This is a genomic window from Sedimentibacter sp. B4, assembly GCF_000309315.1.
Lineage (GTDB): Bacteria > Bacillota > Clostridia > Tissierellales > Sedimentibacteraceae > Sedimentibacter > Sedimentibacter saalensis.
Window position 1 is genome coordinate 213,504 of sequence record NZ_CANG01000955.1, and the last position, 12,907, is coordinate 226,410.

The 12,907-nt window shown below is 30.1% G+C and carries 11 protein-coding genes; all 11 read right to left on the reverse strand.

Translation table 11 applies throughout. From position 1 onward, the window contains the following. Window positions 1-291: 291 nt before the first annotated feature. The gene (locus tag BN358_RS19090) at window positions 292-969 is read right to left on the reverse strand and encodes a class I SAM-dependent methyltransferase (RefSeq protein ID WP_019230132.1); all 678 of its coding nucleotides are present in this window, start codon (window positions 967-969) and stop codon (window positions 292-294) included. An 89-nt stretch (window positions 970-1,058) separates the two neighbouring features. After that, complete coding sequence (locus tag BN358_RS19095) at window positions 1,059-1,556, reverse strand: DNA topology modulation protein (protein ID WP_019230133.1); 498 nt, start codon at window positions 1,554-1,556, stop codon at window positions 1,059-1,061. 209 nt (window positions 1,557-1,765) lie between these two features. Then, on the reverse strand, window positions 1,766-1,942 hold the full coding sequence (locus BN358_RS19100; protein ID WP_232233384.1) for a nucleic acid-binding protein: 177 nt from the start codon (window positions 1,940-1,942) through the stop codon (window positions 1,766-1,768). A gap of 331 nt (window positions 1,943-2,273) precedes the next feature. Continuing rightward, window positions 2,274-3,254: a sensor domain-containing diguanylate cyclase gene (locus BN358_RS19105; protein WP_019230135.1), complete on the reverse strand. Its 981-nt coding sequence runs from the start codon at window positions 3,252-3,254 to the stop codon at window positions 2,274-2,276. Window positions 3,255-3,585: 331 nt separating this feature from the next. Next, complete coding sequence (locus tag BN358_RS19110) at window positions 3,586-5,211, reverse strand: bifunctional diguanylate cyclase/phosphodiesterase (RefSeq protein WP_019230136.1); 1,626 nt, start codon at window positions 5,209-5,211, stop codon at window positions 3,586-3,588. A gap of 35 nt (window positions 5,212-5,246) precedes the next feature. Beyond that, window positions 5,247-7,235, reverse strand: coding sequence for a methyl-accepting chemotaxis protein (locus BN358_RS19115; protein WP_040583979.1), 1,989 nt, complete (start codon window positions 7,233-7,235; stop codon window positions 5,247-5,249). 746 nt (window positions 7,236-7,981) lie between these two features. Beyond that, window positions 7,982-8,896: a glutaminase A gene (glsA, locus tag BN358_RS19120; protein WP_019230138.1), complete on the reverse strand. Its 915-nt coding sequence runs from the start codon at window positions 8,894-8,896 to the stop codon at window positions 7,982-7,984. 585 nt (window positions 8,897-9,481) lie between these two features. Further along, window positions 9,482-9,937: a GyrI-like domain-containing protein gene (locus BN358_RS19125; protein WP_019230139.1), complete on the reverse strand. Its 456-nt coding sequence runs from the start codon at window positions 9,935-9,937 to the stop codon at window positions 9,482-9,484. A gap of 188 nt (window positions 9,938-10,125) precedes the next feature. After that, window positions 10,126-10,704, reverse strand: a complete 579-nt coding sequence (locus BN358_RS19130; protein ID WP_019230140.1) for a DJ-1/PfpI family protein — start codon at window positions 10,702-10,704, stop codon at window positions 10,126-10,128. A 417-nt stretch (window positions 10,705-11,121) separates the two neighbouring features. After that, window positions 11,122-11,679, reverse strand: a complete 558-nt coding sequence (locus tag BN358_RS19135) for an AAA family ATPase (RefSeq protein WP_019230143.1) — start codon at window positions 11,677-11,679, stop codon at window positions 11,122-11,124. A gap of 398 nt (window positions 11,680-12,077) precedes the next feature. Beyond that, complete coding sequence (locus BN358_RS19140; protein ID WP_019230144.1) at window positions 12,078-12,674, reverse strand: GNAT family N-acetyltransferase; 597 nt, start codon at window positions 12,672-12,674, stop codon at window positions 12,078-12,080. Window positions 12,675-12,907 lie beyond the last annotated feature (233 nt).

A 12,907-nucleotide genomic window follows, 5' to 3' on the forward strand; every position in this document is an offset into this window, starting at 1 on the left:
GAATTTTGTTTACTAGTCATCGCAATATTTTACTTCTTCTTCACTTGTAAAAAAGCTATACCTACTTTTGTACTATTCTCAGTCTTTCTTTGCAGGTACTCCTCTCTCTAACCAGTTTAAAGTTCTCCCTAAATTTATTAATTAACAAATTGCTGCATTCTTCTTTATTTCTATTTAATCTTACTAGTAAACCAAATTTATTACCAATTAATTGCGGGAAAAAATAATAATTAATATATTAGACGAGTACAATAAAAGATTTGTTACATAATTTACATTTAAATAGCAAATTTACTTTTTTATAATAGTATACATTATTGTAGGAAAGTCTGGTTCTATTGATGTAATGCCACTGTTAAGCAAAGTAAAATTATTATCTTTAATCTCATTTAATAAAGTATCAAAACTTACTACTCTGCATGATGTCCCTGCAATTAATAATTCTTTGCCTGTAGATTCATGTGTTCTTTTTTGTAATTCAAAAGACTGAGATATATCAGTTTTTCTTTCTTCCGTTCCATTTCCAATAGAGCATATTAAGGCAATTCCCGATTCACATAGTTGATTATAAATAAACTCGTAAAAGGACTGTCTATCATCATCTTTAACTAACATATGAATAACTGCAACAGCATATATAAAATCAAATTTCATTTGAAGTCTATCGGTTAAACAATTCAATACTTGAAAACATTCTGCCTTTTTATGATAGGTTTTTTTACAATAATTTATTGCTGTCGATGAAATATCAGTTGCTAACACATTAAATCCTTCTTTTAGCAAGAAATTAGCATCCCTACCTTCACCACACCCAATTTCAAGTATATTAATTTTACTATTGTTGAAATAGTGATTAATAGTATCAATTACGATTTTAGAATTGTTATCAGAAAACCATGTAAGAGACTCTTTATGCACTTGTTTGTATCTATCGTCATAGGCTTCATAATACCTTCTTGCTTTTTTCATACCTATCCTTCCTAATTAATAGAAGATAATTAACATCACTGGATCTGTATCAATTTTCTACTGTTACACAATATTTTATTGTTACATCGCTAAATTTGTAAATTTTCAACATCTTTCCTGTTTTTACATACGAGAATCTTATCCCTGTATTTTTCGCAGATCTTTCGATATCTATCCTTGTATTTTTGTGTCCTACCATCTCTTACGATCCATCTGGCAAATTCTAAATCAAATTTTTCAATGCAGCCATCCGCCATGCTTTCTCGAGTGGTGTTTTTTGCCTTTATCTTTCTCCTGTATGCTTGCAAAAAACATGTAAATATAGAAAAATCCATAAAGACAATTTTATCGGCTTCTTCAAGCCTTCTCTCCTGATAAAATTCTATGTAATTTCCGTCAATAACCCATGACTCATTTTCCATAAATGCTGCTACCATACTTTTGGCAACTTCACGGTCTCGTTCAACCCAGTTTGGTTCAAAATTTACGGTATCCAAATATAAAATCGGGCAATTATATTTTTGACTTAATTTTTTTGCCAAAGTTGATTTCCCCGAACCACTGTAACCTATAATAGCAATTTTCATTCATCTCTCCATTAAATTCTAAATTATCTAATTTTAAAAATAATTCTTATGACACATAATAATACTATTGAGTATAATTGGAATATTACTGACTACATTTACATAATTATTTTCATACAACTTGGTTTGAATTAATTGTTTTACTCTATATATGTAAAGGTACATTCTCTAATCTTTTTAAATATGAACTTATATTTTACCACTAATAGTTAAAATTTATCTTCTGAAATTTTATCTAAACTCTCCACATACAAAGAGATTTCACCACACTTCGGACAGATTGCAACTTTAGGCTTTTCTATCCTATTTGCAAAGATACCAGTACCCTTAGAGATTTTAATTCCATACCCTGCCCCTTCGACTTTTACATCAAACCCCTCAAGCATTTCACATTGACACTGACGACAAATTCTCATTATTATCCCCTCTCTAACAACTCAATTATATTAATACCTTTATAACCATTATAACCCTGTTGAGAAAACGTTTCAACTAAACTTTCCCTTGATCTCATATTAATAAACTTATCTCAAAATGGAATTTCGAAAATTAATGAAAAGCAATAAAAAACAGGTATTTACATTTCGTATGATACCTGTAACATCCATATTCATCCCCCATTATATTTACACCCATCATAAGTACCATTCACATATTTTAGATTATTTATATCGACATAACATATTGTAATAGAATTATAAAAATATTTATAGTAAATCAATAATTAAGAATTAACTTTAATTTTTCATAATCATTCATCTTAACTTTTCTTTTTGATCGATACATATTTTGATCTGCTACCACAAATATGTCATTCATGAAACCAATGGAGTATGGAGATGTAGAATATCCTATGGACATATTTATCTCTATTTCTTTACATTCTTCATTGTGTTCAATAATATCATTTTTTATATTATTTACTAAATTTAAAACATCGGATTCATTGACATCTGTCAAAACCATTGAAAATTCATCTCCTCCGATACGCGATATAATAATATTTTCTGACGAATATTTATTAAGAAGTTTTCCAGTTTCTTTAATTAGTAAATCACCAATTTTATGGCCATAATTATCATTTATCATTTTTAACCCATTTAAATCGCAAACTATTATTCCAACCTTACAACTTGTATGTTTGTCCAATTTATCAAATAATTCTTCAAAGTAAGCTCTATTATACAATCCTGTCATATTGTCATGATTATTTCTGTAGTTTATTTCTTCTTCCAATTTGATTCTGTCCGTAATATTTCGCAAACTGCCAACTACGCCTATCAATTTTCCTAATTTATCATAAATTGGTGTTGCCCAGTCTTCAGTCCATACATATTCGCCATTTGCATTCATCCATCTCGCTAATTGTTTCTTGTTGTAATCGAAATGCCCTATTGATTTTTTATATACAGATTCAAAATCATCCGGATGGACGAGCTTAAAGGCCTCTTTATAATCATTTATAAAGACTTCTTCTTTTATTCCTATAATGTCCCTTATTGATGGGCTAATATATTTAAACTTTATATCAGGGTATGTCTGATAATAATACAAACTATCCTTACTGTAATCCAATAACCATTTATAAAATGCTCCTGTTTCCTTATTGTTTTTATATCTCTTAAATAAAACTACATTAATAAACAGTAAACATACATTTATTATTAATATTATTAATGAGAAAAACTTATAATCCATTAAATGCAAGCCTCCAAAGATGAAATACTCATAAGCCATATTTAGCCTCAATTATCCATTATACTCCATTTGGCAAATGTTTCAACTAAACTTTTCCCTGATTTACTTATTATTGATTATTTATAACTTAGTAATAAATAAATATTGTTGTTCGCTTAATCATCAATGTAAAAAAGATACTCGAAAATATCTGAGTATCTTTTTATAAACAAATTTCGGAAACTTATCATTAAGTTAAGCCAAAGTGTAGCCCATTTATTTCCCTACCATAATTTAGTAAAACATTCGGAGTGTACCTTAGATATTACAAATATTTTGAAAATATGCAATGCTATACAACACACCCCTTTGTATTTCCTTTTATCCCTATTATATGTTGTTTAATCAATTCACTAACATCTTCTATAGATAACGGCTTACTCAATAAAAATCCTTGACCACTATCACAATTGTATTTTTGAAGATATTCTAATTGCTCATTTGTTTCTATTCCTTCAGCAATAACTCCATATTTTAGCCCGCTGGCCATGGATATTACTTTTTCAATAATTAAAGAATCAATATTGTTTTGTGGAATTAAATCAATAAAACTTTTATCTAATTTTATATAATCTATTGGCAATTTTTTTAGATAAGTTAGCGAGGAATATCCTGTCCCAAAATCATCTAATGCAATTTTGAATCCCTTATTTCTCAACCTTTCTATTTTTCTTACCACTACGTCAATATCCGAGATATATGCTGTCTCCGTAATTTCTAAAATTATTTTTGAATAATCAACCTTATATGTTGTTAATAAAAATTCTAGTTCTGTAAAGTATTTTTCACTTGCTATAGTTTTGCCTGAAAGGTTTATTGACAATTCTAAATCGTTATATCCCTGCTCTTCCCATTGCTTTTTTTGCTTTAATGCAGTCAAGATTATCCACTGTTCTAAATTATATATTAATCCAAACTCTTCAGCGATTGGAATAAATTCTGATGGTGGAATAAATCCCTCAATTGGATTCAGCCATCTGATTAATGCCTCCATTCCAACTAATTCACGGGTACTAAGGTTGTACTGTGGTTGATAATAAAGAGTAAACTCATTATTATCTAAACCCAGCTTAATTTTATTTGAGATATCCAATTTCCTTAAAATTGAATTATGGATATTTTCCTGATAGAATATAACCTTATTTTTACCTTCCTTTTTAGCAGCATTTCTGGCTATGTCTGCATTTTTTAACAACGTATCCAAATCACTACCATTGTTAGGGTATATTGCAACACCTCCACTTATTGAAATATTAAATGCGTGATTGTCAATAGGCCATACCTTACTTATTTTTTCTTTTATTACCTCTATGTCTCTAAATAAAAACTCATCTGTCAATACTTCAGTAAACACGATTACAAATTCATCTCCACCCATCCTTACTATAAAGTTTGGTTCTTTTATTTCGTCTTGAAGACTTTCGCTAATTCCTTTTATTAATTTATCACCTTCTGCATGACCCAAAGTATCATTAATATACTTGAAATTATCAATGTCTATATATAAGATCGCAAACCTTTCTTTTTCCATACTCTTACATATCAACTTGTTAATTCGAATATTAAACATAGTCTTATTAGGTAAATCAGTCAGTTCATCATAAAGTACTAAATGTTTATATTTCGATTCGTAATTAATTAGTTCATTAGTGGATAATTCTAATTCCGAATGTAATTCTGAAGTTTTAACTATTTGTTTTTGACCCTTTATAATTATATAGACAATTATTGTATTTAATAATACGAAGACTAAATTCTTATAAGTTTGTATTTGTTTAAATACTACATAATCTTTAACTAGTATATTAAGAATTGTATTTGTTAATAATATCATGCTATATCCAAGTATACTATATATTAAAACAATAATTAATACTTCGCTATTTGGTACATATGATTTTTCTTTCTTTTTTATCATGTTTATTTTCCCTTATATGCTTTGTTAATTTAACATTATATTTTAAACCTTGTAATGATTTTTTGGAGATTTTCGGCAAGAACTGATAGTCCTTCACTAGCTCCAGCAATTTCTTCTGCTGAAGCAGCCTGTTCTTCAATTGATGCTGTTGCCTCTTGCGTAGCAGCGGAATTTTCTTCTGCTATTGCTGAAAGATTTTCCATTGTTGTAAGTATTTCATTTTTCATGCCTTCCATCTCTTTTCCAGCAACATTAAGTTGATTAACAATCTCAACAGTTTCCGTCATTGCCTCTTCTATTTGTTGATACTTATCCCTGCTGCTAATTACGCTGTTTGTTTGTTCTTTGGAAATAGCAGTTACCCTTTCCATTGTTTTCACAGCATTATGTGTATTAGTCTGCAGTTCATTAACTACTTCATCTATTTCTTTCGTCGATAATGCCGATTGTTGTGCAAGGTTTTTTATTTCTTCTGCAACTACTGCAAAACCTCTTCCGGCATTTCCAGCCCTTGCTGCTTCAATAGTAGCATTTAAGGCTAATAGATTTGTTTGTTGAGCAATACTAGAAATTATGTTGCTTGCTTGTCCGATTTTATTTGAACTTTCATTAGTCTTCAAGATTACTTCCTTGATTTCATTTGTGGCTACATTACTTTCTTCAGTAATTTTATATAAGTTATCAATTTCCTTTAGTCCCTCAGTAACAACTTCCGTTACCTTATTTGAACCAACATTTAAATTTTTCATATAAACTTGATCTTCTTCTATAATCTGTCCCAATGAGTATGCCTTAGATGAACCCTCTTCAGTATTTTGTGCCTGATTTGCAGCACCCATTGAAATTTCTTCTACAGTTTGTGAAATTTGTCCTGCTGCAGTTGCTGATTGCTGAGAAGCAGCAGTTAATTCTTCAGATGCAGCCAATACCTGTTCAGAGGTGTTGATGACTTCATTAATAATCTCCCTAAGATTATCAATAATTTTCTGCATTGACTTTGCTAAATCTCCGATCTCGTCTTTTTTCTTTAAGTACTTTTCATGAACATCTTGTGTTATGTCAAGATCTGAGATTTTCTGAGAAAATTGAACTGCTTTAAGTATTGGGTTAGTGATTGAACTTCCAATTAAAAAAGCAATAATAATACTAATGATTAGAATAATGATCATAAAGTTCATTATAATGCTTTCTAATTGTGGAATTGAAGACAACACTTCATCCTGATTAGCCGTTATAATAAAATTCCAATTCGTACCTTCAATTGGTGCATATCCTGCATACAAATCATTTCCTTGAAATGAATAGACACTTGTACCAGTTTTTTCTGATATAACTTTTTCAAATAAAGTTGCCAGAGACTTTAGACTATCATCAGTTTTAGCGTCTTCTATTGGATTAAATTGATTCACTACTTTTTCTCTATCAGGATGTGCGACAACCGTTCCGTCATTATTTATAATATATCCATATCCACTTTCACCGTAACCTGTGTCATCAGTAATCTCACTAAGTGCATTGCCATCTCTTCGTCCAATTAATGCACCGATGACCATGCCATCTTTTTCAATAGGTACAGCATACATTAAAACAATACCATTTGTTACCTTGCTGATCAATAAGTCTGAAACATTACTTTCGCCATTTAATGCCTTTTTCACATACTCCCTGTCTGCTAACTCACTGACCGTTCCATCTGTGTAATATGCAGTCCCATCCGGTAACACTACTGCCATATCAAGAAAATTTGTGTTCTTTAATTGTTCTTGTAAAATAGGTTGTTGTAAATCCCAATTCATTGTATCTATATTGTGTATTTTTGATATTATTTCTAAAGTTTTTAATTGTGTTTCAATTCTGCTTTCAGTTAATTTAGAAGCATCTATAGTCAATAAGCCTAGTGCTTCTTCTGCTTCTTGAGTTACAACCTCACTAGATTTTTGTATAGAAATATACCCTAATGCTATTGATGATACTAAAATTAAAATAGAAAAGTTTAATATTAGTTTTCCTTTTAATCCCCTGATCCTTATTTTTTTCACCTTAAATCCTCCTCTTATACTTTAAATGTCATTAATAGTTTTCTTATGTCACTGAATATTTTATAAGTACTTCAGCTAAATACTCTAATTAAAATTAGTGAGTACCTTTTTCATTCCAAGAATTAATAATACATTTCCAATCTTTTACTATTCTTAATAACCATTATTAAAATCCTGGCTACATGAGGTACTTTACATTGTTATTGTTCAAACAATCTTTTTCAACATTCATTATCTAAATTATTTCTTATAAAAATACCCCCTGTATTGTATAATTGTTTGATATTAATAAATAGTATTTATTATAAGAACAAATGTGATCTCTTTGATTTGGTTAGCATGAAAATTACAGCCAACATTTAACCCCCTTTATATTTATGCTAAATAATTTTTACCCACTTATTATACAAACACTTTACTATATATATAAAATGTTAATTTTGTCAATAAATTCCTGATTAATTTTTGTACTATAACTAAAATAATGCCTGAATATATAATTTATAGTTATATTTTTCATAGACTTTGTGAAAATAATCAACATTACAACTATAATGCTAACGTAAATTATGTTAATAAGTATTTATCTTAAGTACAAGTTTTATATAAAATTATCTTTTTTCTCAAAAAATTTCGCAACATAACTTTTAACTCAAAAAATTATAAAATCCCTTGAATTAAGGGATTTGAATTATATAATAACTAAGTTTTTATTTGTCTATATATGACTCCTAGAATATACTTAACCCAAGCTTTGAAGATAAATATTCCATCGCTTTTATTCCGCAAAAACTATTTCCCTTGTTGTCGAGAGCTGGTGAAAAAGTTCCTATACCCATTTTGCCTATAGCTGCTGCCATTATGCCGCCTCCAACTCCACTTTTCGACGGTATTCCCACTCTTATGGCATACTCGCCGGAAGCATCATACATTCCGCATGTTGTCATCAGTGAACATATAACTTTGACTATAAACGGCGCCAAAAGCTGTCTTTTTGTTTTGGGGCATATCCCTCCATTTGCAAGAACTGCACCAAGAAAGCTTATCTGTTTGCAATTTGCAAGAATTGAGCAAGTTTTAAAATAGATATCCAGGTGTTCTTCCACATCTCCATCAAACACTCCGTTGGATTTCATCATATATGCAAGCGAACGATTTTTGTTGCCTGTCTGCTTTTCAGATTGAAATACATATTTATCATATGTTAAATTTTCATCATCAAACAATAATTTTGCAGTGGAAAATATCTTTTCAAATCTTTCTTTCTTGTTTTGACCTGTAATACAGGTAGTGATTGCAATGGCCCCTGCATTTATCATCGGATTAAGAGGTTTTTTCATCATACTTTCAAGCCTTAAAATGGAATTAAATGGGTCCCCAGTAGGTTCCATTCCCACCTTTTCAAACACCTTATCAAAGCCTGCCTCATTCAATGCAGTGGCAAGTAAAATAACTTTAGAAATACTTTGAATTGTAAAGTTATCCTCACTATCTCCTGCCTCGTACACTTCTCCATTTAAATTTGTAATAGCTATGGCCAGATTATTCGAATTTGCACAGGCAAGCTGTGGAATATAACTTGCCACTTTACCTTGACCGAGCCATTCTTTTGCATAATCATACGCTTGTAATACATGTTGCTGCATACAACTCTCCCCCTTATGCTAACAGCAAAAACATATGCCGATTTTCGTGTAGTCTGAATACTAATAAGAAAATTTATATATCTTTATTTTTGTCGTTCAAATATTGTAAAAGTGTTCCGCATTTAATGTTTCTCCGGTAAGATTTTTCATAAGCTGTCCGGTTGCTTTGAAAATACCCTATGTAGTCTCTCGCCCAGTGCATGTCCTAATTAAATATTACACTCTTTTTTCTATTTTGTCCACAATCAGATTGCTTTTCGGCTAATCTGTCCACAATTTCAATATTTTTAATATGGTTTTCACTTTTCATTCTAATTTCAATGGCATTATTCTTTACTCTATTACACTTTCTCTTTAGGTTTTAAAATTTGGGTTCCAAATAAAAAAGCACATCCTGGACTTCATTGGAAATCCTTTAAATGTGCTTTTTGATAAAACTATTGATAAGATATTATTTTAGGGGGACAAAAACTATCCCTCACTGATATTCTCCCCCCAAAAATCTAATAAACTTCTATCATCCTTCACCAACTCACTCATTGAAATCAAGCCATTCTTCAATTTTGTCATCGGTTAATCAAATTTTTATAATATTGGTACGCAAATTTCACAATAATGTTTATTTATCATCTGCATTGCATAGCGTTCAAGAATAGGTCTTCTATCATCAAATTTATAATTTCTTTTTGATAACTCTGAAAATATCTCTATCCATGCCTTTTGCATAGCCTCTACTGTATGACTTATTTTAAATACGCAATATTTTCCACCTGTAGTTGTTCCAAAATTAATATAGTTATTGTCAACTTTAAATTCATCCGAAACAACTAAACAGGTATCATAACGACAATCTTTAGGTTCTGTGAATTGAGGGTTATCTTGGGCTATTCCTAATATAATTGAATTTTCATTAAATAATTTATTTTCTCTAGCCCAATTTTTTAATTGTTCCATTATTTGCACATTCTCTGAACCATAAGGGCCTGTTCTTCGTATATAAGCAATTTTACATGATGGTATCATTTCAATATTAATATCCATACCTTACCTTCTTTTTAAATAGAGTACATCGATGCCTGAATTCATCATATAATGCTTTAAAATGTATTTCAACTTATTTTTTAAAATTGCCAAATATCTATTTATTAAGTTATTTTACATCATTCATATGTCGTATTATTCTACTAATACGCATAATTTGAAGAGTGCGAATCTATAATATATCCTTTTTATAATCCCTTAATATTTTTAGCGAAATTATTTCTTTCTTCTTGATTCTCAAACAAATTAAACCAATCACATATTTCTATTGAAAAGTCGATAAATGCTATTCCCTGAGCAGTTATAATATTTCCATCTCTTACTACTCTTTCGTAAACATAATTTTCTCTTGGAAAAGGATCTTTTTCTCCAAATACTTCTATATGTTTTTGTGTCCATTCTTCAATAGGTGAAGTATATTTAACATCTTTCAAAATACCCGCCTTTGCTAAAAATACTGTTCCAGCACCACAAATAGCACTTATTAATTTCTCTTTTGAATTCAAATTATTTATTAATTCTATTAATTCAGGTTTAGTATTTCCATACCATCCACCTGGAATTATCAAACCTTCTACATCTTCATATATCACATCTGTTATTAATTTTGATGGTTTATATAAAAAACCAGAGCGACCTTCTATTATTTTATCTTCATATGAGATTGTAATTATTTTTTTACCAGCATCTGCACTCAATAGGTGAGTAATGAATGTTATTTCATAATCTGTCATTCCATCAAAAATAAACACTAATATTTTGTTCATCTAACTCCTCCATTTTATAGCTGTCCTTTAATGAACAATATTTACAATTGCGAATTTCTATTGGTTGACGTAATGTAACATTCCCGTTTTCTAATTTTGGAGCAATATTCACGCAATTACCTCCTATGGTATGCTATCAAGGTCTTTAACATTAAGTTCTTTTCCACCCCAAACAGCAGAATTGGTGGGTCAAGAATTACACCCTTTCTTTCAATTCATGATATGTTTTATCAAGATTTTCACATCGAAAAACAAATGTAACTGCACTAAAATTTGATTTACCTCAATTGCATCTTCTTCTTTAAATTCTCTAATCATACAATATGCTCCCCTCTTTCTACTTAGGCTACATAATTTTTGAAAATAGCGAATTCACCTTATTTCGAATTATGCTCATTTGGTAAATAGGTATCATAATCATATACTCATTGTTGTTTTGATGAAACCATTTTTATCATAAAAGCGTTCTGCTATATTCTTTGCATTCATACGATAATCTCCTGTACCGTCAATACGGATTACTGGACACACAAGAGTTTCTCCCCATTTTTCGATTTTTGATAGTGGACGCGAGGCTACGAAATCAATAAACCTTAAATGTTGCTCATACATATCACCACCTTTGTGGATGCGTTCTCCGTATTTCTCATACTCGCGTTGCTTTATGCGTTTTATACGCAGTTCAATCGGTGCTGAAATATACACAGCGAGTTCATACAACTGCAGAATTGTGTTATCAAAATCTCCAGTAACCGCTGAAATGACAAACGAGCGATGTTTTTTGATGTCAGCAAGCATTAAATTCATACAGTCTTCATATGAGCGTTCTACAGTGTATGGAACTTCTGATTTTTCAAAGTGATAATCTTCTATGTCTATATGCTTAAAGTTCAAAATGCTCGCCAGTTCATGTCCAAGCGTAGACTTGCCACTTCCGTTTGCCCCAAACACAATTATACCGTGCGGTTTACTCATTTTTAGGCCTCCTGAATATTATATAAATGATGTTTAATTCAGCATATAACACTTATGCGGTGTAAATTTGAAGAATATGTCGTTCTATTATTTTTTGTTTTCATTCATTCTTTTTCAAATAAGTTATACATACTTTTATAAATAGTAAAACTGCTATAAATTTAGTAATTTCAAATACTATATTAAAAATAATCGACACATACATTAATCCAGCATTATTCCAGTCCATCACTCGAAACTGCTTTATTATATATTTTAATTCGCCCATTTTTACATACGCATAATATGAAGACTACGAACCTATTATAATAAGTTCATTGTTTTCAATAAACACTACACATGAATAATTTAGATTTTGAAAGTATTAATCAACAAGTGAAACTAACCAAAGACTATATTTACATTGGCTTTATATTGTTCAAGAACAAAGTCATAATATATTCATCAGCATAAGTTCCATCATCATATTTCAATGCATGTTTCTTTGTACCATAGATTTCAAAACCTAAACTCTTATACATTGAAATAGCACGATTATTTTCAGTAACAACTTCCAGTTCAAGTTGTTCAACACCCTTTTCTTTGCACCAATTAATACATTCCTGCATCATTATTATCCCAATTCCTTTGTTCCAATAATCCTTTAACACTGCAATACCCATTCCTGCTCTGTGAAGATATCTTCTTTTATTTTGAATTAATCCAACTGAACAATTTGCTATGATTTTACCGTCTAATTCTCCAATTAGAAAACGCACATTTTCATCGTTTGTGCAATTCTTAATAAATTCTCTTTCTTGTTCCACTGTTAGATTAAATTCATCAGGCTCTCTTGATAAGAATTTTGTTTCACTATCAACAGTTTGCATTTGACTTATTAAACTTTCTGCATCGCCTGGTTCTGGAATTCGCACAATAAGTTTTTGACCATCCTTTAATAAATACTCTTTCTTATAAAGTTCTTTAGAAACCTGGTAATTTTGGTGGTTATCCATAATAATTTCCTCCGCTTCATAATTTTCTATATCTATGAAATATTATTTTAATATTGTGCAACAAGTAATATAAAGTTTATATGTATTTTCTCATATGTAAAACTATTGTTGTATCATACTGGAATTCTGTTTCAGAGATAATTTTGTAGCCAAGACTAAGCCAAAACCAAATCCCTTTGGTATTGTTTTCTTGGAACTAATTTAATAGTGTTCGTTTATAACATCTGCGACAA